General features: G+C 38.6%; 18 protein-coding genes, 1 other RNA gene, 2 pseudogenes and 1 other annotated feature. Of the genes and pseudogenes, 12 read left to right on the top strand and 9 right to left on the bottom strand.

Annotated features, from left to right (window positions below; all coding sequences use genetic code 11):
• Positions 1-257: 257 nt before the first annotated feature.
• From ACSC97_RS06450 to ACSC97_RS06430, 5 genes and pseudogenes are all read right to left on the bottom strand, one after another.
• Entirely contained in the window at positions 258-1,031 is a 774-nt protein-coding gene (locus ACSC97_RS06450) for a DODA-type extradiol aromatic ring-opening family dioxygenase (RefSeq protein ID WP_039048258.1), read from the bottom strand.
• A 110-nt stretch (positions 1,032-1,141) separates the two neighbouring features.
• Positions 1,142-1,621: a 23S rRNA (pseudouridine(1915)-N(3))-methyltransferase RlmH gene (rlmH, locus tag ACSC97_RS06445; protein ID WP_004912481.1), complete on the bottom strand. Its 480-nt coding sequence runs from the start codon at positions 1,619-1,621 to the stop codon at positions 1,142-1,144.
• A 324-nt stretch (positions 1,622-1,945) separates the two neighbouring features.
• Positions 1,946-4,375 carry an endopeptidase La gene (lon, locus tag ACSC97_RS06440; RefSeq protein WP_436659975.1) on the bottom strand — a complete coding sequence of 810 codons (2,430 nt, stop codon included), beginning with the start codon at positions 4,373-4,375 and terminating at the stop codon, positions 1,946-1,948.
• A gap of 130 nt (positions 4,376-4,505) precedes the next feature.
• Positions 4,506-5,087, bottom strand: coding sequence for a 5-formyltetrahydrofolate cyclo-ligase (locus tag ACSC97_RS06435; RefSeq protein WP_004963152.1), 582 nt, complete (start codon positions 5,085-5,087; stop codon positions 4,506-4,508).
• Between the two features lie 303 nt (positions 5,088-5,390).
• Positions 5,391-6,624: pseudogene (locus ACSC97_RS06430) on the bottom strand (IS3 family transposase).
• Positions 6,233-6,349: a sequence feature (AL1L pseudoknot), on the bottom strand. (Overlaps the previous pseudogene by 117 nt.)
• Before the next feature lie 48 nt (positions 6,625-6,672).
• On the opposite strand from ACSC97_RS06430, the pseudogene ACSC97_RS06425 reads away from it, so the two are divergent.
• From ACSC97_RS06425 to ACSC97_RS06395, 7 genes and pseudogenes are all read left to right on the top strand, one after another.
• Positions 6,673-6,810: pseudogene (locus ACSC97_RS06425) on the top strand (IS3 family transposase); the annotation flags it as partial.
• Between the two features lie 237 nt (positions 6,811-7,047).
• The gene (locus ACSC97_RS06420) at positions 7,048-10,836 is read left to right on the top strand and encodes a DUF4132 domain-containing protein (protein ID WP_436659973.1); all 3,789 of its coding nucleotides are present in this window, start codon (positions 7,048-7,050) and stop codon (positions 10,834-10,836) included.
• A 12-nt stretch (positions 10,837-10,848) separates the two neighbouring features.
• Positions 10,849-11,940, top strand: a complete 1,092-nt coding sequence (locus ACSC97_RS06415) for an ATP-binding protein (RefSeq protein ID WP_416701743.1) — start codon at positions 10,849-10,851, stop codon at positions 11,938-11,940.
• Between the two features lie 256 nt (positions 11,941-12,196).
• A complete protein-coding gene (locus ACSC97_RS06410; RefSeq protein ID WP_436659971.1) occupies positions 12,197-14,692 on the top strand; it encodes a DUF5682 family protein in 2,496 nt (831 codons plus the stop codon).
• Positions 14,692-15,828, top strand: a complete 1,137-nt coding sequence (locus ACSC97_RS06405; protein ID WP_075696682.1) for a VWA domain-containing protein — start codon at positions 14,692-14,694, stop codon at positions 15,826-15,828. Before ACSC97_RS06410 ends, ACSC97_RS06405 begins: the two co-directional genes overlap by 1 nt.
• Entirely contained in the window at positions 15,825-17,957 is a 2,133-nt protein-coding gene (locus ACSC97_RS06400) for an SWIM zinc finger family protein (protein ID WP_436659968.1), read from the top strand. The genes ACSC97_RS06405 and ACSC97_RS06400 overlap by 4 nt, the downstream gene beginning before the upstream one ends.
• A gap of 321 nt (positions 17,958-18,278) precedes the next feature.
• Positions 18,279-19,517, top strand: coding sequence for a putative solute-binding protein (locus ACSC97_RS06395; protein ID WP_436659978.1), 1,239 nt, complete (start codon positions 18,279-18,281; stop codon positions 19,515-19,517).
• Between the two features lie 173 nt (positions 19,518-19,690).
• Here the strand turns inward: ACSC97_RS06395 and ssrS are convergent.
• The 3 genes from ssrS to ACSC97_RS06380 form a co-directional block, all read right to left on the bottom strand.
• A non-coding RNA gene (ssrS, locus tag ACSC97_RS06390) (6S RNA) lies at positions 19,691-19,872 on the bottom strand.
• A 90-nt stretch (positions 19,873-19,962) separates the two neighbouring features.
• Positions 19,963-20,250 (bottom strand): cell division protein ZapA, encoded by a 288-nt coding sequence (locus ACSC97_RS06385; protein WP_004912439.1) that lies wholly within the window; start codon positions 20,248-20,250, stop codon positions 19,963-19,965.
• Positions 20,251-20,252: 2 nt separating this feature from the next.
• Positions 20,253-20,807, bottom strand: coding sequence for a hypothetical protein (locus tag ACSC97_RS06380; protein ID WP_042890824.1), 555 nt, complete (start codon positions 20,805-20,807; stop codon positions 20,253-20,255).
• Positions 20,808-20,872: 65 nt separating this feature from the next.
• Here ACSC97_RS06380 and ACSC97_RS06375 point away from each other — a divergent pair, with 65 nt between their 5' ends.
• From ACSC97_RS06375 to ACSC97_RS06355, 5 genes are all read left to right on the top strand, one after another.
• Positions 20,873-21,505, top strand: coding sequence for a UPF0149 family protein (locus ACSC97_RS06375; protein WP_004912433.1), 633 nt, complete (start codon positions 20,873-20,875; stop codon positions 21,503-21,505).
• A 67-nt stretch (positions 21,506-21,572) separates the two neighbouring features.
• On the top strand, positions 21,573-22,889 hold the full coding sequence (gene pepP / locus ACSC97_RS06370; protein ID WP_436659965.1) for a Xaa-Pro aminopeptidase: 1,317 nt from the start codon (positions 21,573-21,575) through the stop codon (positions 22,887-22,889).
• Between the two features lie 428 nt (positions 22,890-23,317).
• Entirely contained in the window at positions 23,318-24,529 is a 1,212-nt protein-coding gene (gene ubiH / locus ACSC97_RS06365) for a 2-octaprenyl-6-methoxyphenyl hydroxylase (protein WP_436659963.1), read from the top strand.
• Complete coding sequence (locus ACSC97_RS06360) at positions 24,526-25,758, top strand: FAD-dependent monooxygenase (RefSeq protein WP_436659961.1); 1,233 nt, start codon at positions 24,526-24,528, stop codon at positions 25,756-25,758. Before ubiH ends, ACSC97_RS06360 begins: the two co-directional genes overlap by 4 nt.
• 173 nt (positions 25,759-25,931) lie before the next feature.
• The gene (locus tag ACSC97_RS06355) at positions 25,932-26,180 is read left to right on the top strand and encodes a hypothetical protein (protein WP_004912421.1); all 249 of its coding nucleotides are present in this window, start codon (positions 25,932-25,934) and stop codon (positions 26,178-26,180) included.
• A 21-nt stretch (positions 26,181-26,201) separates the two neighbouring features.
• Here the strand turns inward: ACSC97_RS06355 and ACSC97_RS06350 are convergent, their stop codons facing one another.
• Positions 26,202-26,651 (bottom strand): MerR family transcriptional regulator, encoded by a 450-nt coding sequence (locus ACSC97_RS06350; RefSeq protein WP_171053783.1) that lies wholly within the window; start codon positions 26,649-26,651, stop codon positions 26,202-26,204.
• Positions 26,652-26,700 lie beyond the last annotated feature (49 nt).

Genomic DNA, 26,700 nt, shown 5'->3' with positions numbered 1-26,700 from the left:
CATATAAATGGGTAATGTACAAGTTGCTGTAGAAGCATGTTTAGTTCGTCTGATCACAGATACTTTATAAACTATTTTAATACTTTTTTGAATCCGTCAATGCGTAAGTCCTATATTATTAAAAAAGAAAATGTAATCCAGTTAGCGGTTAAGTTTGTTAAATGTATCTGATTGTAATTTTTAGAAAAGCATAATAGATACTGAGGTTTAAACGAAATTGTTAAACCTCGATTTAAATATTTGGTAAATAATCATCTTTAGTCGAAACGATAGATATCCATGCCAAGTGAGCCCATCGAGAAACTACTGTGCACGATATTAAATCGATGACCTGTGCCCATAGCGAAAAAAAGTGGGGCAAAATGCTCAAGCGTAGGGTGGTTACGTTCTATAAATGGCAATGAAGGCCAATCAAGGACAGCATCAAAATTTTGATGTTGGAGTCGATTGACGACAGTATTTCTAAAAGTACTAGCCCAAGTAGGAACTTGAGCATTTGTATGCCATGACAACTCAGCCAAATTGTGCGTTATGCTTCCTGATCCGATTAATAAAATCTGTTGTTCACGCAGGGGAGATAAAGCTTGTCCAATCTTGTAAATTTCTTTTGCATTCATTTTTGTTGGCAGTGAAATTTCTATCACTGGAATATCTGCATCTGGATACATATGTAATAAAGGCATCCATACACCGTGATCACGAGGACGTGTGCTATTGGCATGTGCCTGAATACCAGCTTCTGCAAACATGGATAATATTTTTTCAGCAATTGTTGGTGATCCTGGTGCTGGATAGCGAATTTCATAAAGCTCTTTAGGAAAACCTCTAAAGTCATGCCAAGTATCTGGTCGAGTGGCAATATTGACTTCAAGAACTTGACTTTCCCAGTGTGCAGACATGACAACAATCGCTTGTGGCTCAGGTAAGTTGATACTCAAGCGATGTAGTGCAGGACCAACCTGCTCTGGATCTAGTGCAAGCATAGGCGAACCGTGGGAGATAAATAAGCCTGGTAAAGTTTGCACATTCATAATGGGGCACCTGATCGAAATTACCTATTTATCCTGACAAAAACATCAAGACAATGATAGCGGATTAAACTCAACAGATTGTTCTATAATCAGAACAACCATATTCAACGTTAAGCACGATGGTAGGGATGATTATGGTTAATGCTCATGGCTCTATACAATTGTTCAATTAATAAGATTCGAACCATTGGGTGAGGCATCGTTAATTTAGATAAAGACCAATGCCATGCTGCTGCTTTGCGTACTGCATCAGAATGTCCGTCAGGTCCTCCAATTGCGAGTGCAATATCGTTACCATCAAGCATCCATTGTTTCATGGTATCGGCAAGCTTTTCTGTACTGAGTTCTCTGCCACCGACTTCCAGTGCAATTAGGGTTTCATTAGGTTTGAGCGCATTTAAGATACTCTCACCTTCGATTTGACAATATTTTAAAATATCTGCTTCTGAATCATTTTTACCACGTTTAGCCATAGGTAATTCAATGACTTGGGTTTGAACGAAAGGCTGAATTCGTTTGAAATAATCCTCAAACCCAGTGAGAACCCATGCAGGCATTTTTTGCCCAATAGTCAGAATACGAATCTTCATAAAATTTAAAGGTAAAAATAATTTATGCGGATTATAAACTGAGTCGAAGTTGCTAGGTAATTTAGATCTAAGTAATAGCTGTAATAAAAACTAAAAAAAGAAAATTTATACTCGCCATAAAAAACGCAGCTCAAAATGTGTATGAGCTGCGATCAAAGTGCCTTCCGTCTGGAGTTCAGAGGGCACTAAAAATTAGTTTCAGAGTCAATGTTAGCCTTTATTTTTATCGACTCTATTTTATTATGCAATAAATTGGTTGTTTTTCAATCAAATTATGTAACAAAAAAGAGAGCCGAAGCTCTCTCTTTAATCATGATCTTTACATCAATGACGTGCAGCTTTTGCATCTTCAACTGGTTTAACAATTGGTGTCTTAGGCAATGGCTTTGGTGTATCTGTCAACGCCAAAGGTAAGATTTCATCAATGCTTTTCACAGCTTTGATTTCTAAACCTTCTTTTACGTTATCAGGTATTTCAGCCAAGTCACGTACATTGTCTTGTGGAATAAATACAAGTTTGATTCCACCGCGGTGAGCTGCTAAAAGTTTTTCTTTTAAGCCGCCAATACGTAATGCGCGACCGCCTAAGCTAGTTTCACCTGTCATCGCAATATCTGGGCGAATTGCGATACCAGTAAACGCTGACACTAGCGCTGTAGTCAAAGCTAAACCTGCCGATGGACCATCTTTTGGTGTCGCGCCTTCTGGTAAGTGGACATGGACATCAGTTTCATCGAAACGTGATGCTTCAATACCCAATTCATCAGCACGAGTACGAACAACTGTCATCGCAGTGGTAATTGACTCTTTCATTACATCACCGAGCGAACCCGTAGTAATGAATTTCCCTTTACCTTTTACAGCTGCGACTTCAATAGTCAATAACTCACCACCAACAGATGTCCAAGCCAAGCCATTTACACGACCTACTTGAGCTTCATCTTCTGCGATACCAAAGTCAAACTTATGTGGACCTAAGTATTCAGGAAGATTTGCCGATGTCACATCAAGCTGTAAGTTTTTAGATTTTTTGCTGACTGCTTCTTTAACAACTTTACGTGCAATTTTAGACACTTCACGTTCTAGACTACGTACACCAGCTTCACGTGTATAACGTTGCACGATGTCACGAATCGCATCTTCATGAATTGTTAATTCTTTTGCACGTAAACCATTGTTCTTGATTGCTTTCGGAACAAGGTAGCGTTCAGCAATATTTACTTTTTCATCTTCGGTATAACCCGGTAGACGAATGACTTCCATACGATCTAGCAAAGCTTCAGGAATATTCATGCTGTTAGCTGTACAGATGAACATTACTTCTGAAAGATCAAGATCAAGATCTAAATAATGATCGTTGAACTTGCTATTTTGTGATGGATCTAATACTTCAAGCAATGCAGAAGCAGGATCGCCACGATAGTCTTGTGCCATCTTGTCAATTTCATCGAGCAAGAATAATGGATTCTTCACACCGACTTTTGTTAAAGACTGCACAATTTTACCTGGCATCGCACCGATGTAAGTACGACGATGACCACGAATCTCAGCTTCATCACGCACGCCACCTAGCGCCATGCGTACAAACTCACGACCTGTTGCTTTAGCAACCGATTCACCTAGTGAGGTTTTACCTACACCCGGAGGACCAACTAGACAAAGAATAGGACCACGGAGTTTTTTCACACGTGATTGAACAGCAAGGTATTCAACAATGCGATCTTTAACGTCATCTAGACCGTAATGATCTGCATCCAGAATTTCTTGTGCTTTTGCCAAGTTAATGCTGACTTTGCTTGCCTTGTTCCAAGGTGTATCTAGAATCACTTCTAAATAGTTGCGAACAACTGCCGCTTCACTTGAAGCAGGTTGCATTGCTTTGAGTTTACGAAACTCAGCTTCAGCTTTTTTACGTACATGTTCAGGTAAGTCAGCTTCAGCAAGACGCTTCTCAATCTCAGCAACATCATCCTCAGCACCGCCGTTCATATCAGACAGTTCACGTTGAATGACTTTCATTTTTTCATTTAGAAAGTATTCACGTTGGTTTTTTTCCATCTGACGTTTAACGCTGTCGTGTAGGGTTTGTTCAATTTGCTGTTCAGCAGATTGATTCATCAAATAACCCATCAACTCTTGTAAATGTGCCTCGAACTCATCGTGCTCTAAAAATTTCTGTTTGACTTCGATATTTAAAGGCACACGAGTTGCAACGAAGAACATCAATTGCAGAAGATCTTCAATCTTGTTTGCAGCCGCAACAAGTTCTCGTGCATTCCGAAGTTTAGCTTCTGCATATTGAGCAAAGAGTGTACGTAATTCATTTAAGCGAGTTTCTTTACTTTCTTGATCCAAGTCCACTGTCATTGGGCTTAAATGATGTTCAGCAGTCAGATACTCTTCACCATCAATGATACGCTCTAGCTTCGAACGATGTAGTCCTTCAATCAATACTTTAATGCAGTTTTCATCATTCTCATGATTGACCACTTGAACGATTTTAGCCACAGTTCCGTACTGATACAGATTATCGTGATCAATTTCTTCTGTAAGCGAATCTTTTTGCGCAACTACAAATACTAAATTGTCACCGTTACGAGCCACATCCACTGCATTGATCGATTTTTCACGACCCACGAATAGCGCAATTTGCATGTGTGGATAGACCACAACATCACGCAATGCTAATAGTGGTAATACACTTGGAACCTGTGGCTCTAAGCTTGTTTCATTATTTAAAATATATTCAGACATGGGCACTCCTAATGAGTGACAACGGTGTTGCCATGTTTTTATAGTGATGTGCATTTCAAAAATTACAAGGGTTTTAGAGTAGAAAATATAAAAAAAGACAAAATTAGTTGGTTTTAATATTCAAATAACTCTAAAAATAATGTTTGTGAGATGGTGTGATGAGTGCATCAAGTGGTTGGTCCCAGATGTTGCGGTGTAAAGTTTCTTCAATATATTGAAAATCATGTGCTATCCCTAAACGAAAGGGAAAATGGCGGGCTGATGCAAGAGTACGGTCATAGAATCCGCCACCCATACCAATTCGAGTACCATGATGATCACAAGCGAGTAGGGGCATGATCAAAAGATCCAACTTTGAAACATGATGTCCACGACTAGCCATTGGTTCTTTCATACCCAAAGGATGATGGGAAAAGCGTTTGTTTTTATATTGTTGGAGATTGATTTTTACCCAGACTAAATTCTGATTCATGTTGCAAATCATGGGTAAATAAACATCTTTGTGATGTTGGAAACAAAGTTGAATAATTTTTTGAGTACGTATTTCCCCAAATGCATCTAGGTACAGACCAATTTTTTGAGACGTTTTAAATTGTGGGGTGTTTTTAAGTCTGTTTAAGATCTGATGTTCGTTTTTTTTATGTTGTGAAATACTGACATTTTTACGTTTTCGACGAATGTCACTGCGCAGAGATTTCAGATGATCTTTCATAGATGCCACAACAATTTTAATTACTGTAAATCTTACTTGATTTAATCCCTATATTTAATCAGATTGCTCATCTAAATATTTTTTATGACCGGAAAAGCTTCCACGCATTTTTTTAAAGCGCTCCTCAAGAGGTCTTGAGTCGCGCTATAAATTTTTTTGGTAAACATTTTATTTAGTGTTTACTGAATAGTCTAAATTAAGCTAATGCATAAATTATTATTTCTTTATGAAAATATCGAATAAGAACAATGCTTTTTTGAACATGTGAACCGTACCGGGTTTGTCGGAGACTTTTTATTTAAGTTAGGCCACCTGACCTAACAGATTAATTTTATCATAGTACATTGCTTCAAACTCAAAAGGCGACACATAACCCAGTGCACTGTGTACACGCTTTTTATTGAACCAATCTACCCAGTTTAGTGTCGCAAGTTGTACATCTTCTAAACCTTGCCAATCTGCTTTTAAATATTCAATCACCTCTGTTTTGTATAAGCCATTCACTGTTTCAGCCAAAGCATTATCGTATGAATCACCAGTCGTACCGACTGATGCTCTTAAATTTGCTGCTTCTAAACGATTGGTATAGCGAATAGAAAGATATTGCACACCTCTGTCGGAATGGTGAATCACGTTCTTTGGCATGCCTCGATCATGCAATGCCTGCTCCAATGCATCGAGCACCATATCTGTATTCATTCGTGTAGATACTTTCCATCCAACAATGGCTCGTGAGAACACATCAATAATAAATGCGGTGTAGACCCAGCCAGAATTGGTTTGAATATACGTAAAGTCACTGACCTGAGAAGCATTGCTTCGCAAGGGTCAGCTCGATCAGCACTAAAATTCCGTTTCACTAAATCATCTGCTCGTTTTTGATCATCTCGGCTGCGGGTAGTTTGTTTGTTCTTACCATGCCAAACACCTTGTATATCTAGCTTTTTCATCAATCGAGCAACTGTACAACGTGCAATAACATAGCCTTCACGTTTCAATTTTTGCCAAACTTTACGTACACCATATCGACCTAAACTTTCTTTCCAAATACGTTTGATTTGCTCTGCATGATGTAAATCATGCAGAGCACGTTTCGCTCGATGTTCTGGGTTATCAACGAGATCTAAAGCCCGATAATAGGTCGAAGCTGCAATCGGTAAAATTCTACAAATCGCTTCAACACCATATCGATCTTTATTGTGATGGATAAAATCCACCATTATTTGTGTGGGCGGTCGAGCTCCGCATGGGCGAAAAAAGCGGCTGCTTTACGTAGAATTTCATTGGCACGCTTTAATTCTTTAATTTCACGTTCCATTTGCTTCATTTTTTCTTGATCAGATATCTGTTGTACTTTAATAGGATTTTGCTGATCTAAATGCTTTTGATGCCAGGCACGAAGTGTTTCAGGAGTACAAACAATCTTAGGCGCAATTGCTGTGATTGCAGCCCAAGTAGAAGGATAATCTTTTTCAGATTCAATCAATAATTGAACCGCTCTTTCTCTGATTTCAGGGGTATATTTTAATTTTGTCATCGGGGTAGTCTCTCAGAATATTGAGTCTCCGACAAACCCGGTACGGTTCAGGAACGAATTAAAAAGAGAATCTATGCAACTAGAACTGAAGCAAGATCCGATATCTTTGAATATATTGAGATGTTCTATAATTCAAAACGCAGACATGGTTCCAATGGTCAGCGTTCTCCATTAGATTATGAAAAGGCCAATCAAAAGTGGACATTTTTTTTATCAAAAAACTGGTGCGACAATAAATGTCGTGCATGTCTCATCCTGCGATTAACTCTCAGTAATATTTCTTTATAATCAAAACATCAGAAAATAGTCGTTGGATGAAGATGAATTGTTATAGAATCTTGGAATTAAAAGAAATCTTATATTGATTTTTAAACCAAAAAATCAAAAGTAATTAAAAAATTGGGGAAAATAAGAGGTTATTTTATGTTTGAAAGTATTAAGAATAAAGTCGCTGAATTAATCAATCCGCAGAGTCAAAACTCACTAGATTCAGAAAGTTTGGCGTTACTCACTACCATTGTTGAACCTTTATCTGAAGTAGAGGCAACGTTACCAAATCAAGTTTTAAACTTTATCGTGAATGGTCAAAAACCAGAGGTTTTATTGACATTACAGCAGCAAGCGACAGATAAAGTATGCGCCTTACTAGGTAGCCCTGGAACTTATGGATGGTATTGGCCATCAACTGAGCTTACTAGAGCACAAGAAAAACTATGTAAAGCCTCACAAAATGCGCGTTATAAACTATATATCAATATCTTTTCAAAACTGAGTAGGGATCAGATTATTCGCTATGGAAAATTCCTAGAAGCCGCAACTCAGCAACGTAATTATTCTCAACTTTCTAAACAAACTCCAGTTTGGTTTAGCTATGTACTGGTAGACGGATTATTAACAAGTTTTAATCATCAAAGTTTTGATGATCGTCAGAAAAAATCACATCGCGATCTTTGGTCACTTACAGCATTAAAGCAACTTTATTTATTTGAACCTGAAAATAATATTGAAGGGTTTATTACGACTTTATTTGAGCGTAATGGCGTAAATAGTTATCACTATGATCAATTAAATTTCTTGTTTAAGCTTTCGGATAGTGTCCAGTTCTTCACTGATTATGCACAAGAAATTCGTGAGACTTTACCTAAACTTTCTGCTGCAGCGCAGGGGATTTTCCTAGAGTTTATTGCTCAGCATCACGACTTATTACAACAACAAACCGAACTTATCATCATGCTTGCATTAAGTTCGAGCAAAGGTGTTCGCGAGCAAGCGACTGTTTTACTCACACATCTTGACGATGCTCAAAGCCAGCAACATTTGCAAAATTTCTTGATCAATGGCGAAAGCAAACAACGTAGTTTTGCCGCGGATTTGCTAGCACGTTTAGGAGAGCAAAATCGGGAAATCTTGCAGCAAGCAGCAGAAAATGAAAAATTAAAATCAGTTCAGGCAAATATCCTTTCTGCTTTGCAACGACTCGAATCTTTGGGTCAAGTGGTCGAGCTTGAATATACCTTACCTGATATTGAAGTGATTGAGGCTCAAGACATTCCTGAAAGTTTTGCTCAGGTTCTACAGGATAATTACTTGGCAGTAAAAGAAAAATATCGTCAAGCTGCAGAACAGGAAGTTGAAGATAATAAAGCTGTTGAGAAAGGTGGATACAAAAGCCATTGGAGACAGAATAACTACCGAGACTTCTGCAAATCATATGACAAAGTTGAAAATGTTGGGCAATTAATTCTTGGTCATCTAAATGGTCAAAAAAACTATCGTTCCTATATTGAAGAAATTGCCAATTATCAAAAAAAGTTACAGCAGTTACCTGAGTTTAGTTTGATTCATGCAGCGCGTTTGGTGCTAGGGAATCGAAACAATGATTGGATCAACTGGTATCAGTTTTTCCAGTTTTTAGAGACTAAGAGTTGGGAAACAATTGAGTTACGTCAGTTAGACCAAGTTTTGCAACAAGTCGGTATTTCAGAAGAGAGTAGTAAACGTTGTATTGCAAATGAATACCTAGAAAACTATAGCGGTGATGAACTAAATACTCGAATTGCTGATGATGAAAAAGTCATTCCTTTTTTTATTGAGAACATTGATTTAATTGCAGAAGCTTTGGGATTACTACCAAGTAAAAATCAAAATTCATGGCGCTATTATGATCCAATCAAGGCATTAGCTCTATTACAACGTTTTCCACAAGTACCTAAACAGTTTATTCCTCGATTACTTGAGTTTGCTTTGGGGGATGGAAAACGTTTACGTTTTGACGCTCAGGAAGTATTAAAAAAACTCCCTGATATTCATTTAAGAGCGATTGAAGCTTTAGAAAATGGTAAACAAGAAATTCGTATTACAGCAGTCGAATGGTTAGCGCGTTTACAACATCCCTCTGCGGTCACAGCGCTTTATGATTTATTAAAAAAAGAGAAAAAAGAAGTTGTTATTGCTGCAATTCTGACGGCTTTAGAGCAGTTAGGTGAGGATATTAATATTTATCTTTCGCCAAAAGCATTGCTCAAAGATGCTGAAAAGGGTTTAAAAGCTAAGATTGCTAGTAGTTTTACTTGGTTTGATTTACAGCATTTACCTCAAGCGCAGTGGCAAGATGGTACAACAGTTGATCCTCAAATTATTCAATGGTGGGTCGTTTTAGCAGACAAATTGAAAGACCCTGTGCCCAATGCACTGTTACAGCGTTATATGGGACTGTTAAATGATAAAAGCCAACAAACGCTTGCATTGTATTTACTGCAAAGCTTTATATATCAAGATACTCGTAATCCAACTTTAGAAGAGGCGATAGAGGTTGCAACGAAAGAAGCACCGAGTCGTTTAGCATCTTATCAAGATTCATTTAAACGCTGGGGACAAAAGTACCCGGAATATTATGGACGTTATGAACACATCACACTGGAAGAAGTGGTTGAAGAAATTAAACGTGAGCGTTTAGCAATTTATTTAGGTTCTGCAATTAAAAGTAAAGGAATGTTGGCACTGACTTTTAAAACGCAAGGTAGTGTTGCGGTGAAATTATTGCAAGATTATATGAAGCTACATTACCAACGTCGTGCACAAATCGAAGCGATGTTGAGTAGTTTTTCAATCAGTGATGATCCATTGATTATTCAATTACTTCTGAGTTTGTCACGTCGTTACCGCACAGCATCTGTTCAGAATCTAGCGAAACAATTGGTTGAGCAAATTGCAGAGCGCAATCAATGGAGTAGTGATGAATTGGCAGATCGCACAATTCCGACCGCAGGCTTAGACGATGTAGGTGTGCTGAGTTTAGAGTACGGTTCTCGAGTCTTAACTGCCTATGTAGACGATAAAGATAAGTTCGTACTTAAAAATGAAGATGGAAAAATAATTAAAGCCTTGCCTGCTGCACGACAAGGTGATGACGAAGGCTTAATTAAAGAAGCTAAATCATTATTCAGCAGTAGTAAGAAAGAATTTAAACAAGTGATTGATCTACAAACACAACGCTTATATGAAGCGATGTGTAGTGAGCGAGCTTGGAGCAGTACGGATTGGCAAGAATACCTGTTTGCACACCCAATTATGAAACGTTTGATTCAACGTTTAGTTTGGTTGGAGCTTTCTTCAGAAGGTATTATTTTACAAAGTTTCCGTCCTAGTGATGACGGCAGTTTATTAAATCTTGAAGATGATGAAATTGAATTAGCACAAGATAGCCAAATCAAAGTTGCACATGGTGTTTTGATCAGTGCTGAAGATGCAGAAGCATGGCAAGCACATTTTAAAGATTATAAAGTGAAGTTCCTATTTGAGCAGATGACACACCAGCTTCCTGTTTTTGAAGCACATGCGGAAATCATTGAGGATCGTAAAGGCTGGTTAACCGATACATTTACTTTACGTGGAGTGATTACCAAGCTTGGTTATCAACGTGCTTCAATTGAAGATGGTGGTTCTTTTGATAGTTACTTTAAACCATTTAGCCAAATTGGTTTATCTGCGGTGATTCGTTTTAGTGGCAGTTATGTGCCTGAGGAAAATCTTGCAGCTGTATTGTACGACCTCAGTTTTGAGAAAAAGAATGTACGTTCTTGGCGTGACAGTGCAATGAATTTAGCAGATGTACCGCCAGTGTTATTAGCTGAAACTTATGCTGATTATTTAAAAGTTGCTGAGGCATGTTCTGGTTTTGATCCTGAATGGCAGAAGAAAACACCTTGGTAAAATGGTAAAGATATGAATCCACAAGACATTATTAAATTAAGTGCTGAACAACGTTTTGCAGAAGAACTTGCAACAATCAGTGAGCATGACCATGCGCCTAAACCACAAGGTTGGTTACGTTCACCACGTGCGGTACGCCAATTTATTCTCGGTGATGAGAAATTAGCGATTAGCCGTAAATTTTATGGTGATGATGCTTTAGTCGACAGAGCAATTGTGACTTTACTGGGTAAACAAGGTCTCATGTTAGTAGGTGAACCAGGTACAGCAAAATCTATGCTGTCCGAATTATTAGCAGCAGCGATTAGTGGTGATTCAGGATTAACCATTCAAGGAACAGCAGGCACAACTGAAGATCATCTCAAATATTCATGGAACTATGCTTTATTACTTGCTGAAGGTCCTAATGAGAAGTCTTTAGTTGCATCACCTGTTTACCAAGCGATGCAGCATGGCAAGATCATTCGTTTCGAGGAAATCACGCGTTGTCCACCTGAAATTCAGGATGTCTTAGTTTCATTAATGTCTGAAAAGACCATGATGATTCCTGAGCTTGGGGATCAAGGTCGTGTTTATGCCAAAGCAGGATTTAATATTATTGCTACCGCCAATTTAAGAGATCGCGGTGTGCATGAGATGTCATCGGCATTGAAACGTCGTTTTAATTTTGAAACTGTACGACCGATTGCTGATCCTGTTTTTGAACGTGAGCTTGTGCTGACTCAGTTGAAACGCGAGTTAGGAGAGTTATCTGATCAGATTCAAATGTCTGAATCTGTGGTTGATCTACTGGTCACAGTTTTTCAAGAGTTACGCCAAGGCACAACCAAAGACGGTACCTCAATTAAAACACCTGATGCTGTGATGTCGACTGCTGAAGCGGTCAATATCGCTTATGCAGCTGCTTTAGAAGGTTATTATTTAGGTGATCAATCTTTGAGTGGTGCTGCGATTGCACGTCAGTTGATTGGTGTAGTGTTAAAAGATAATGCTGACGATGCCAAGCGGATGCGTTTTTATATGGATAATGTTGCCCGTGAACGTGCCAAACAGGATGTAACTTGGAAGGCTTTTTTTGATGCTGGAAAAACGTTTTGGCAGTAGATTTTTTGAGTCTTAACTGAGTCGTGCCGAGTTCTCATCTTATTTGAGGATAAACCTTCGGCTCGACCTACTTTTGTTTCGACAAAAGTAGGCAAAACCATTTGTCATTCACAGAACCTGTTGACTTCTTACATTTAGTTAATCGAGTCGCAGAAACAACATTTGACAGATACCACGCAGGCTGTGAATGACGTTCCGAGTATCAGATGTTGTATGTAGTTTATATAAAAAGTGAAAATTTATTGAAATAAAGAATATGACGATACCACAACGCTTACAACTAGCATTACAACAGCAAAAGGCTTTGGCAGATAAAGGTATTCATTTTTTACCGATTCGCCATCATAGCCCAGCGTGTGCTTATGCGGTTTTACAATCGTTGCAGCAATTGCAGCCTAAGCATGTATTGATTGAAGCACCACGTTCATTTAATCGCTTAATTGCAGATTTACAGCATCCAGATAGTCAGCCACCACTGGCTGTGCTGTGTCAAACCGAAATCATCGAAGCAAAGAGTAATGCTGCTACTGATGAAAAGACGGAACAGAAACAAACCCGTACTGCTTATTATCCATTTTGCGATTATTCACCTGAATGGGTTGCGCTGCGATATGCGCCAGAAATTGATGCTCAGGTTGAGTTTATTGATTTAGCGTGGACAAGTCAGATTGATCATGAATTAAAGACAATCACCAAACAAACTTGGCAAAGTCGAAGCTTACAGCAAGAGCGCTATTTGGCTCATAGTCAGTATTTACAAACCCTAGCACAGAAGTTGCACTGTCGAAATCATGATGAACTTTGGGATCACTTATTTGAGTTAAAGCCAAAGCTGGAGATGCATGATTGGCAAAGCTTTTTCCATGAGGTGCTCGTTTGGTGTGCTATGTCTCGTTTAGATTACGAGGATAGTGTTTTAGAAGCCGATGCTTCTTTAATCCGAGAACAATGCATGCTGCAAAGCATCTTAGAATGCTATGCAAATAACAAAGGTACCATTTGTATCCTCACTGGTGGTTTTCACACCTTGGCCTTAATTGAGCAATTGGCAGCACATTTACTGGTTGAGAAACCTAAGAAAATTAAAAAAATGAAGTCAGCAGATCAAGATGACCAAGCATGGTTGATTCGTTATAGTTTTGATCGTCTTGATGCTTTAAATGGTTATGCTTCTGGTATGCCATCACCTGCATTTTATCAACGTTGCTGGCAACATATGATGGAGAAACCCTTTGATGATGCTCAACAGCGACAAGCCTTAATCGTTGAGTCACTGTCTGATTTTTCTACGCAATTACGCGAACAGCAGATTTTAAAAAGCAGTTTTATTACGGTTAAAAATGCGACTGAACAGGCGATTAGATTAGCGACTTTAAGAGGACATCATTTAATTAGTCGTTTTGATTTGATTGATGCCTGTCAAAGTAGTTTTGTCAAAGGCAGTTTAGATGAGGGACAACAAGCATTTCAAAGCCTATTGAAGCAAATTCTGGGTGGTGCACGTCTAGGACAAGTGGTGCAATCCACACAGACACCACCATTGTTAGCTCAAGTCTATGATCTAGCAAAAGTTCATCGTTTTAAATTGGATGAAACGACGACCAAACGCGCAAAACTGGATGTCTTTCGTAATCAAAAACATCGTTTGCGCAGTCGTTTTCTACATTTACTTGATTTCTTGCAAGTGGGATTTGCCAAGTCAGTGAGTGGCCCAGATTTCTTAGGTGGTGGGCGCTTACATTTATTATTTGAAGAATGGGATTATGCATGGACACCCCATGTTGAAGCCCAGTTGATTGAATTATCCGAGTTAGGAAGTGAGTTAAATACTGTTGCAGTACAAAAACTCTTGCATATCAAACAGACTTTTTCTCAAACAGGACAAGGAAGGTCATCACATCTTGCAGTACAGCTTTTAATTCGAGCAGCATTGATGGGATTGCACAAACAAATTCCAATTCTGTTTGCTGAAGTTCAACAATTCTTACCCACTGATCCTGATTTGGATTCGGTGATTCAATGTGGACAAAAATTATTAAATTTATGGACAGGCAAAGATTTCTTAGCTTTTCAGCAACAACCTGAACTTAAAGCACTGATGCAGCAAGTCATTCCCACAGCATTATTTTTATTGTCTCAGTTGGCAACGCCACCAGCAGACCAACAACAGCAAATTCTGAATCAAGTTTTGCAATTACGCAATTTGTCTAAGCAGATAAATCGTGTAGTGGGTGGTGAGCTAAATTTCCTAGCACAATTTTATAATGCTTTAGCACGATTAAATACGGACTGGCAAAAGCTAGATGTGTTAGCGGGTGCGGTTGATGCCTTACGTTTTATTGATGGTGATTTGACTGAACAGGATTTACAACAATCAGTTCAGCGACATTTTGGTTTAGGTGCTAACCCTGAACATGCAGTTGCCTATCTATCTGGAATGATGCAAAGCGCACCTGAATTATTATTGCGTTATCCTGCAATAGCACAACTACTGAATCAACTGTTATTAAAATGGGATGAGGCTGCTTTTGTGGCGATTCTGCCTGATTTACGCCAAGCATTTACTCATTTTAAACCGAAAGAAACAGCGGCTTTTGCTGAGAAGATCGCGCAGCTGAATGATGTTTCAAGTTTGGATATCTCTCAATATATCAGTGAGGTTTCACAAGCTGAAATGCTACAAGGTGTTCAATTAAATCAACAACTGCAAGAGTTTTTGATCGAGCGAAATTTACAAGGTTGGTTAGTATAATGAATGATTCAAACTCTAATAACCTTGCAGCGCGTTGGCGGTTGATTTTGGGTCGCTATAGTGATCGAGCTTTGGATCAGGTACAGCTTGATGCAGAACAATTACGTTTGGAACGTACTCTCGATTATTTATACAACCGTGAGTATGAACAACGTGGTCATGTTGCAGGGGAGTCTCGTCATGGCTCATTAGATGACTCACAGCTCACTGCAATTAATTGGCTCAATCAAGCGCGAAAATTATTTCCGCAAAGTACTTTTGAACGTATTCAAACTCAAGCAGTTGAACGCTACCAATTAGATGCATTACTCAAAGATCCGCAAAGCTTAAAAAGTTTAGAACCTACACCTCAACTTGCTAAAGCCTTATTGACGATGCGTGGGCGAATGAATGCACAAACTCGAGATGCTGTCCGAGAGATTATTCAAACCGTAGTAGAGCAAATCGTTGCACGATTAAAACCTAACTTTATCAATGCGATTCATGGTCGACGCAATCGTTTTCGCCGTTCTTTGATTGCGAATAGTCAGAACTTTGACTGGCGACGTACGATTCGGGAAAATTTAAAACACTATAACGCTGATTTAAATAAGCTCATTATTCAACAACCATTCTTCAATGCGCGGGTACAACGTCATTTACCTTGGACTGTCGTGTTGTGCGTGGACCAAAGTGGTTCAATGATGAATTCTGTCATGTACAGTGCGATTTGTGCCAGCATTCTCGCAAGTTTACCTGCTGTAAAAGTACATCTCGTATTATTTGATACCAATATTGTTGATTTATCTCATATGGCACATGACCCCGTTGAAGTGCTATTGACTGTTCAGCTTGGTGGTGGCACAGACATTGCCAAAGCGGTGAATTATTGCGAACGTTTTATCACACAACCAAATCGCACGATTTTTACCTTAATAAGCGATTTTGAAGAAGGTGGTTCTGTAGCACATTTACTCAATGCGATTAGTCGCTTGCAAAGTCAACACGTAAAGTTATTGGGCTTAGCTGCTTTAGATGAACAAGCTAACCCGGTCTATGATATTCAAATGGCACAAAAACTGAATGAGAGGGGCATGTCTGTTGCAGCGCTCACCCCTGAACATTTTGCTGAATGGATGGCGGAGGTGATGCAATGAGCTGGCAACACCAATATTTGGCTTATGATCAAGACAGCCTTTCCACTTATGCAAATGCAGGTTTAGTTCGCCGTGCCTTAAAAGATATTGAGGCAAGAAAGGTTATTTTAAAAACCGAGCAATCTGAACAGATCACCATTGAGAGTGATGGTCAACAGGTTGGTTTATCATCGGCAGGTTTAGTCAATGCATCATGTAGTTGCCCTGCAACAGGTGCTTGTAAGCACATTGTCGCAGCCGTTTTATATCTGCAACAACATTTACAAAATTCAGTTCAGCAACCAATCGAAAATCTAACAACAGACTCAGCTGAGGATATTCAAAGTACGACTGTTGAATTAGTTGAACAACTTGAAAATAATTTCCAATCCAATCTGATCGAAGAAATATTGAGAGTTGATCTCAACCAAATCGCCAAGAAAATAGGCAAAGCTCAAACTCAAAAAGCCATCAAACTCGCTCGGCTTTGGCAAAAAGAACAACAAACAGAATTATTTGAAGAAGAATACAGTTTAAAAATTCGTATCAAGAGTCTGGCTGAAGACATTATTTATGTGGCAGGGGCTGGTTTTGCTGGAATGCTGTCAAATTTAGAAAAGGATCAGTCAGCATATTATCTAGCTGCTTTAAGTGAAGTACAGAGAGTTCAAGGAAAATTCTGGACTGAGTTGGAACTCAATGAGACAGAGAATCCCGCAGTTCTGAGTGAGAGTGAAGGTCAATTTATTATTGAATTAAAAGATGATCTTGCTCAGTTGATTGAGTTTGGTTTATCGCATGTAAATGAAATGACTGCACGACAATTACATCTACTGAATATGTCTGCTAGAAGTGAGTCGTTACCTCGTTTGGCTGCAATGTTAAGGCAACTGAGTGGTCAGGTCAGTAGACTTTTAAATCGTGATGAACATAGTTCTGAACACGAAACATTATTATATTTAGCTCAAATCAATGCGTATCTTTACCAGTTAGAACATGCTGAGGGTGAGGCTTTAGTTCGCTTAAGAGGTAAATCACGTCGTCAATATGAAGTAGATCAGCAACAAATAGATTTAGAACTTTTACCTTTAGGCGCACGTTGGTGGCGAACATTGGGTGGTGCTAGAGGAATAACTTTATATTTCTCAGAGCAAGAAAACCCTCAAATTTTTGAGGTGACACTAGCGCGTACTGAAAATAATGATCCGAACTTTAATCGTTACAATGCATGGTCTCAGCAAAGCATTTGGATGATGACAGCTCAACAACTCATGCAAAAAAAAGTACGATTACAACAGCCACGATTTTCTGAGGATGATCGTTTATCTGCTTCAGGACAAAGTCGAGCCTTACCACTTAATAGCTTAAAAGATCTTCAGGATTTTAGTATTTATCAACACATCGGATTTGATAATTGGCACAAACTACAGCAACGTTGGCAGCAACAATTACAAAGTATTGAAGGTGTTGATCAAACAGTAATGCTTAATATTTCTAGCTATGACAATCCTCAAGTTGATGAAATTGAGCAATGTTTGTGGTGGACGGTCTATGATCAGAATCAATCAGCGATACATTTACGTTTAGATTGGAAAACGTCAGAAATAGAAAAAATTCGGCAGCTCGAACACTTGTGTAATCAAAAAACTCAAATCAACTCTGTTTTTGTATATTGCCAGATTAAAGGACATACCTTGGTGTTATCGCCAATCAGTTTATTGATCATGCAAAATGAAAAAACTCGCTTGTTTAACCTAGATTTTGATCAATTCACTGAATCAAAAAAAACTTTGAAAGAAAGTATCGTTGGACGGATTGAACAACTCTTAATGATGAAACAACAACAGAGAGCAAAATTTTCATCTATTCAAATGAGTTTAAGTCAAAAAGTGTGTGAACCAATTTTTGATGTATTACTTAGTCTTAGTTGCTCTGGGCGTATGATGCTGAGTTCATCACAGATCGAAACATTGCAACAACAACGTCAGTTGGCATTAGATGCAGGAATGAACATACTTGCAAAGCAAATCACATCACTTTTAGCCGAGTCTAAAATCAATGTTGAGTCAATTTTACGGCTTATTTATCTCTGTGATTTAATTCTACGAATGCAAGTGGAGTTACCAATTCAACTGAATCCAAACTTGTAATATGTTTGATATTTGATTTTTAGTTAAAGAAAACTCGTTGGATTAATTCTAGATTTTTCATACTTTATGTTGTTTGGAAAAGTCGATTTGGGATTTTACTAAGGTATAGAAGCTGGTTTTAGATTGTTTTAGTCGGATAAATATTGTCTCTCGTATTCTATAAACTTCGATAAAATATAGACTATTATCAAATAATGAGAGTTTTTATACTTTTCTTGACTTAATTGACATCATCTAAGTAAAAGCAGTCAATTCTATTTTGATTTAATGACCTTAACTTGAATAAAAACTATTGGGAAATAGCTAAAAATGGACCGTTTAATCCAAAAAAATAAGTGCAGGATGTCAATTAAATCAATTCTTATCTCAGGAATGTTGGTCTCGTCATTCACCATGATGAGTCCAACCTACGCTGCTCCTGAAGGGAAGTTAGATCTAACGCTTTCAACTCATTCGCAGAATAAAGTTAAAAAACTACTCAATGACCCTAAAACTTGGCAGCAGATTCCTAAACAGGTCACTTTATGTGTGTATTCGCCGAATGGTGAGCATAGTGAAGCATTTGAACAAGCAACCAGCTATATCACTGAAATTCCAAGAATGGTAAACGTCGCCAAGCAGTTTGGTGTCAATATGAAGGTTGCTCGTCCTTCGCATTTACAATTTAAACTGGATTTTGATTATCCTAAACTTAAAAAAACAGCATCTACATTGGTGAACCTAAAGGTTTATACCAATGAAGCTGTTTTAACCGAAGATTTCCGTAGTAAACGCTGTGATGGTGCAGGTATTAGTAATCTACGAGCGAAACAATTTAATAAATTTGTTGGAAGTATTGATGCAATTGGTGCACTACAAACATACAAACAATTGAGCGCAGTGATCCAAGTTTTAGCAAATCCAAAGTTTGATGAAAAGATGGTGAACAAAGACTATGAGGTTGTCGGGGTAGTACCATTAGGTGCTGCTTATATTATGGTCAACGATCGAAATATTAATACTCTAGCTAAAGCTGCAGGTAAAAAGATTGCTGTATTCCAATTCGATGAAACCCAAAAGAAATTAGTTCAAAATGTAGGTGCTCAACCTATTTCGGTAGATCTAGTGAGTGTCGGTGGTAAATTCAACAATAAAGAAGTCGATATTATGGCTGGACCTGCGATATTGTTTGAACCACTTGAGTTACATAAAGGGATGAGTGATAAGTCTGGCAAAGTTGTTGGTGGGATTATCAACTTCCCTGTCATTCAAGTGACAGGCACATTGATCATGCATCGCAATAAATTCCCAGCAGGAATGGGATCAATTGCGCGTGAGGTCATTTCTAAACAGCTCAATCCAGCATTTGAATTTGTCGATAAATTGGAAGCTAAAATTCCAAGTAAATATTGGTTAACACTAAATGAAAGTGATAAGCCTGGTTATGTTCGTCTCATGCGTGAAGCACGTATCCAAATGACTAAAGAAGGCTATTACGATCCAGATATGATGAAGTTGCTGAAACAGGTTCGTTGTTCACAAGCGCCAAGTCACTATGAATGTGCCTTGAACGATGAATAGATCTTAAAATTTTGAACTGATAACGCCATAGTACATATCGCATGTGCTATGGTTTTTTTAATTTGAAATGTACTAAAAATAACAAGAGTTTTGAAGGTTATAAAAATAAAAAACGTTTTGATTGAGAGGGGATTATAAATTGAATTTTCTTTTGGTGAGAACCATTAGAAAAGTAATGCTCCAGAGGTGCCGCTGCATGGTCGTTACCCTGAACCCGATGAGTTCAAGGTGGAGGTGACGTACACTTACTGGGTTTCCTACTCGAGGCAGGCATACACTCAAAATGTACAGGACACATCCATAAATTTAAGTATCGGCAGGGGACTAGACGTACTGGCGAACACCCTAGAGACAGTTTTAGTATAACTGATCTTTACACGATGACAATCCTTGCAGATCACATATCTGTAAAGATACTTACTAATTGATGGGGCTTTGTGCAATTTTACTCAACAGTTTGTTCGACATCTTCCAAGATGGTTTGAAGTAGGCGTTCACAGTGAGCATATTCCTGCAAAGATTTATTCAAACTAAACACATCTTGTGCCATCTGTAAGGCAACCATAATGACTAACTTATTGTGTTCTACACGAGGAGCGTTACGTCGCATATCCTGAAACTTTTGATTCAGTAGTTCAGCTGCACGCTCTAATTCTTCACGTTTATCTTCAGTGGTATTTAAGCGAAAAGTCTGTTCAATTAAACGAAGTTCTACTGTCACTTGTTCACTCATGATCAGTTTTCCTCTTGTAGTTCAGCATTCGGGTGAGCAAGTTGCTGAATTTCTTGTGCATGATGATCTTGCGCAGTACCTAGGATGGCAAGACGCTGAATAATTGCTTCAACTTTTGATTTTGCAAGCTCATTTTTTTGCAATAAACGATCACGATCTTGCTGAAGATCTTGGATTTCTTGCTGGCTATGACGTTGTTGCGCTTGGAGCTTCTCTTTAGTCACACGTAAATCATTACGCTCTGCCAAAATCTCTTGAAAGCGATTTTTTAAGTCAGTGGTACTTTTTTCCAAGCGGCTATAGCGTTCAGCAAGTGTTGTTGCATCTTGATTCAGCTGCTTAAATTGATCTTGTAACTGAGTTAATTGTTCAGTTAAGTTATCAACTTCGTCCTGCTTTTGCGTGATGATGCTATTTTTTTGCACGATTTGTGCATGATGTTCTGTTTCAGCTAAAGCTTTAGCTTCAGTGAGCGAAGTGTTTTCGCGCTCTAAATGATGTAAACGTGTTTTTAAAACACCAATATGCGCTTGTAGACGCTGTAATTGTTCTAACATAACGAGGTCGCACAGAGTTGCAATCAAAGGTAATATATACAGCAGTATAGAGATTGGATAAACGAATGCAAGACGATATTTCAGGTTGGACGGATTGGAATGCCCATTTTGATGGGATTGAAGAGATTTCAAGTCCAAGTGAGTTACATGGATTACTCACAGGTATAGTTTGTGTCACACAAGCACCAACCAAAGACGAATGGTCACAAATTTTAAATACTTTAAATGTTCCTGCATTATCGGAAGAGGCATTAGAAAGCTTAACTGACGAAAGCGAAGATGTTTCTCATGCCTTGTCTGACGATGAGTTAGATTATTTGCCGATGTTGCCAGATGATAGTCATCTACTTGTTGATCGAGTTCAAGCTTTGGCAGATTGGTGTGCTGGTGTGGTTCTAGGCTTTGGTTTAGCATCGGGACATATTCGTGCTGATGAACAAGAACTCATTGAACACTTACAAGATGTTGCAGCAGTAGAGTTTGAAGATTCAGATAATGATGACGAAGGTGAAGCAAGCTATGAAGAGTTATACGAGTTTGTTCGTTTAATTCCAGTGAGCTTATCGATTGGTCGCAAAAAGATTTCTGTTAGTGAAAGTTCACTCTTAAAAAACTTTCATGCCAAAAGCAGAAATCAAGAAAGCACAGCTGATCCACAAACTATTGTAGAAATGTTTACACCGCATCGTCCGAGTTAATGCGGTATTAAATCTCCCTAATAAATCCCTCTTACTTTTTAGAGGGACTTTCAAGCTGCAGGATAATATGAAACTAACTCAAGCTGATTTTAAACAACGCCGTGATCATTTAGCTCAGAAAATGGGTGCAAATAGTGTTGCTATTATTGCGACACGTGCAGAAATGTACCGCAATCGCGATGCAGACTATAAATATCGAGCTGACAGTAGTTTTTATTATTTAACTGGTTTTGCTGAACCTGAAGCAGTTGCGGTTTTGGAAACCTTCGCTGAAGGTGAAACGTATCGTTATTCCTTATTTTGCCGAGAGCGTAATCGCGAAATGGAGATTTGGAATGGTTACCGTGCTGGTGTGGAAGGGGCTGTTGAAATCTATGGTGCAGATGAAGCATTTGCAATAGATTTATTGGATCCGGAAATCATTGCTAAGCTCTTAAATAAAGATCGTCTGTATTTTCGAATTGGTCATCAAGCTGAGTTTGATGCCAGAGTAAGTCAATGGATTCAAAAAGCTGATGCTCAACAACGTCGTGGATCAACCTCTCCAGCAGAGGTTATTCAGCTTGATCGACTTATAGATGAGATGCGTCTGAAAAAATCAGCGCAAGAAATCGAGCTAATGCAGATCGCATCAAATATCAGTGCAGATGCACATACACGTGCTATGCAATCAGTGAAACCAGAAATGATGGAGTATGCACTTGAAGCAGAACTCAATTATATTTTTGGTAAAAATGGTTGTGTACCAGCCTACAATAGTATTGTCGGTGGTGGAGAGAATGCATGCATTTTGCATTACGTAGAAAACAATAAACCATTAAAAGATGGTGATTTGGTTTTAATAGATGCTGCTTGTGAATATGAATTCTATGCATCTGATATCACTCGTACTTTCCCAGTCAATGGTAAGTTCAGTCCTGAGCAAAAAGCACTTTACAATATTGTATTAGATGCACAACTAGCTGCGATTGATGCAACACGTATCGGCAATCACTACAAATATCCACATGAAGTCGCTGTAAAAATTTTAACTCAAGGTTTGGTTGATCTTGGCTTACTTAGCGGTAATGTAAATGAGTTGGTTGAAAGTGAAGCATTCCGTCAATTCTTTATGCATGGCACTGGGCATTGGCTTGGTATGGATGTGCATGATGTTGGTGCTTATAAGCATGGCGAAGACTGGCGTGCTTATGAAGCAGGTATGGTAGTCACCGTTGAGCCTGGTTTATACGTCGCACCCGATGATGAAACCGTTGATGCGAAATGGCGTGGTATTGGGATTCGTATCGAAGATGATATTGTAGTCACTGAAAATGGACCGTTGGTTTTGACTAAGAATGTAGTGAAAACTGTTGAAGAAATTGAGCAATTAATGGCTAGTTAAGTCTGAAATATTGATCTAAAGGCTTATTCTAGGATAAGCCTTTTTTATTTGTCGAATTAAAATAAAACACAGACCAAACAAAGTACAAATTCCAATCCCAATTTGAGTTAGAGTAAGATAGGCTAGGGTCAGTAGATATTTCATAAATGCTTGCGACAGTGGATATTTTTTAGATGATACAAGGCATGGCTTATGAAATTTAGTCATTCTAAATAAATAAGCCATAACGCAGTAGCGACAAAAAAAATCCCTGTCCCACAGGGTTATGGCTAAAACTTCCTTAAACGTTGTTATGAAACTTGACAAGGAGTTGCCATTGCCTACGTTTCATGCCTCGTTTAAGTTGTTTTAGCCTATAACGCAACCATAGATAAAATATCAACAGACCCTTAACATCAAGTCATGAAAAACTGATAAGGAATAATATTATGCAGCAACAAGTCATCATTGTCGGTGGGGGTATGGTTGGACTCAGCCTTGCTTTAATGTTGGCAAAATCTAATATTGCCGTAAAGCTATTAGAAGCTGTGAAATATCCAAATTACGATGACGAAAATCTAGCTCCATATCACTCAAGTTTTGATGCGCGTAACACCGCTTTGTCACGCCGTAGCGTGCAAATTTATCAAAAGTTAGGATTGTGGGATGCATTACAACAGCATGCGACCCCAATTTTACAAGTGCATATCACAGAGCAGGGTAGCTTTGGTAAAGCACGACTAGTCGCAGAACAAGAGAAAGTAGAAAGCTTTGGGCAAGTAATTGAAAATGCGTGGTTAGGTCGAGTATTACTCACCCAAGTTCGTCAGCAGCCTCTGATTGAATTAATTGATGGGGTACAAGTGACGTCACTGATACAAGATGCAGATGAGGTTCACATTGAAGCCATGCGTAATGGTGAATATATACACTCGCTCAAATCAAAGTTAGTGATCGCAGCAGATGGTCGTGATTCTTTCTGTCGTCAAGCAATTGGTGTGGGCGTGGATGAACATGATTATGACCAAGTTGCGATTGTCACAACGGTTCAAACCTCTAAACCTCATCAACAGGTTGGTTTTGAGCGTTTTAGCGCATTAGGACCATTGGCGTTATTACCTTTACCTGGTGAATATCGTCGTTCTGTCGTTTGGCCAGTTAAAAAAGGTACTGAAGCTGAATGGTTGGGTGAAGAAAATGATCAGCACATCTTAGATGCTCTACAAGAAACTTATGGCGATCGTGCGGGTAAATTTGAAAAAACGGGTAAACGTTTTAGCTATCCATTGTCACAAGTTCTGGCTCACAAGCAGGCGGTTGGTCGTGTAGTTCTCATGGGTAATGCAGCGCACACAATACATCCTGTTGCAGGGCAAGGCTTTAACCTTTGTTTACGTGATGCTGATGTATTGGTTCGTTATTTACTAGAACAGTTAGCGAAGTCTGATGATATTGGTCATCCTGATAATTTATTGGCTTATGAGCAAGCACGTTTAACAGATCAGCAGCGTGTGATTAAGTTCTGTGATTCAGTGGTGCGTGGTTTTAGTAATCAAAATCCGCTTCTTAAATTAATAAGAAACACAGGATTGATTGCATTTGATGTGATTCCTGGTATTAAGCCTTTGGTTGCTAATTATGCGATGGGGCTAAAAGCATGAGTGAAATGTTAGATGTCGTCATTGTTGGTGGTGGATTAGTCGGTGGTTTAACAGCGTTGTTGCTAGCACAAGGTGGTGTGCAAGCAACAGTATTGGATGCTGCACCAGTGCTTGATCAAGACAAAACTTTAGCCGTGATGAATCCACGTGTGTTGGCTTTAAGTCAAGCAACGATTCATCTACTAAAGACAGTTGATGTTTGGAATGATTTAGCACGACAAATGCCATATTCAGGTATGCAAGTCTGGAATAAAATTGGTTATGGTGAAATAAATTTTGGACATGCTTCCGAAGAGCAACCTCGTGCAGATCAAGCTTTAGGTTCAATGGTTGAGCCAAGTGTTTTGAATATTGCGATACAGCAAAAAATGTTACAGCAGCTCAAAGATTACCGTACCCAAGTAAAAGTTATTCGCATTGAGCAAATTGCAAAAGGTTGGTCGATTCAACTCGCCGATGGCACGATCCTCAAAACTAAGTTATTGATCGGTGCTGATGGTGCAAACTCATTTGTACGTGAGCAAGCTTATATTGATTTAGATATTTTAGACTACAAACAAGCCGCAATCAGTTGTGCGATTAAAACGACACAACCGAATCAATATGTCGCACGCCAAATTTTTCTACCTACTGGTCCACTTGCATTTCTACCTATGGCAAGCTTAGATCAACAAGAAAATGGCTACTGGCAATCAATTGTATGGACTCTGCCTGATGATTATGCGGATGAATATTCGAAGTTATCAGATCAGGAGTTTATGCAATTACTGACACGTGAAAGTTTGCAAATGTTGGGTGAAGTGATCGATGTAAGATCAAGAGCACAATTCCCACTTAAAGCAAGAGCAGCTCAGCGTTATATCAAATCTGGTTTAGCTTTGATTGGAGATGCTGCACATGTCATCCATCCTTTGGCAGGTCAGGGCGTAAATATCGGTTGCTTAGACGCAGCAGTTTTATGTGATGTTTTATTGCATGATTTAAAACGTGGTGTATGGGCAAATGAGCAAACTTTGCTTCGCTATGAACATCAACGTAAAGGTCAAAACGATGCCATGATGCACAGTATGTCAGCAATCGGGTGGTTAGAAAGTTCAGAGCTATTTCCATTTGTTTGGGCAAGGAACTTTGGATTAAAGCAAGTCGAACAATTTGAAGTACTCAAGGATCGCTTTATGCAACAAGCGAATGGATTGGGTGCATTGCAACACACACGCTACGCTTGCTAAAAAATAGTAGATATTTTTTATACAATCATTTATAAATCAGAGTGAATTTGGTCGTTAAAAGTACAATTTGTTAAACATTCTACTTTGATAAATGAGAAGAGCTTGTTACATTTCACAAAGTTCTGATGACCAAATAACGATGATGAAGATTTAGTCATTGTGGGGAGAGTAATATGACGGAAATTAATGATTACGATGAAAATACTGAAGACTCTGCTGTAGACGATGAAGAGGCGAAAGCAGCAGAAAGCGGTGCAGATAGTGAAGAAGCAACGATTGATGATGCTGATCTAGCTGAAGCTGAAACGCTAACCGTGACTGCTAAACAGAAGCAGCGTCAGGCTTTGGAAGACGAAGTGGCTGCGTTCCTCGCTCGTGGTGGCAGAATTACTGAAGTTCCTCCTGGTGAACATCACGACTGAATTTAAAGCATTTCAAAGGCATCACGATTGTGATGCTTTTTTATGTTGATGTAATGTGAGATCACATTCTAGTGGCTGATGTAATCCTTTTAAAATTCCGCATTGTTCTATCGTGCGGTGTTGAGAGCATTGTTGTTTCAGTTGAATAAAGTCTTGCTTGAGGTGCTCTAAATTTTGAATCTTTTGAGAAACTTCATTAAGGTATTGATCAATCAAGTGATCAACTTCGATACAGGTTTGGTTGGGATGAGTTGATAACTCTTTCAACTTTTGAATATCTTGCAGGGTTATGCCCAATTCGCGGCAATGTTTTAAAAATAAAAGTTCTGAAAGTATCTCTTCAGAATAATGTCGATAATTTCCTGCTGTACGTTTTGCTTTTTCAAGTAATCCAATCTTTTCATAATAACGAATGGTATCTATTGAAACACCTGACTTTTTAGATAATTGCCCAATTGTAAAATTCATTATGCTTGACTCTAGAGCTACTCAAGGGTTTTTAATCACTATAAAAGATTCT

Origin of the sequence: Acinetobacter sp. P1(2025), from assembly GCF_051390655.1 — a bacterium.
Lineage (GTDB): Bacteria > Pseudomonadota > Gammaproteobacteria > Pseudomonadales > Moraxellaceae > Acinetobacter > Acinetobacter junii.
Note: the sequence above shows the minus strand (reverse complement) of the source record. Positions and strands in the feature narration are given on the sequence as shown.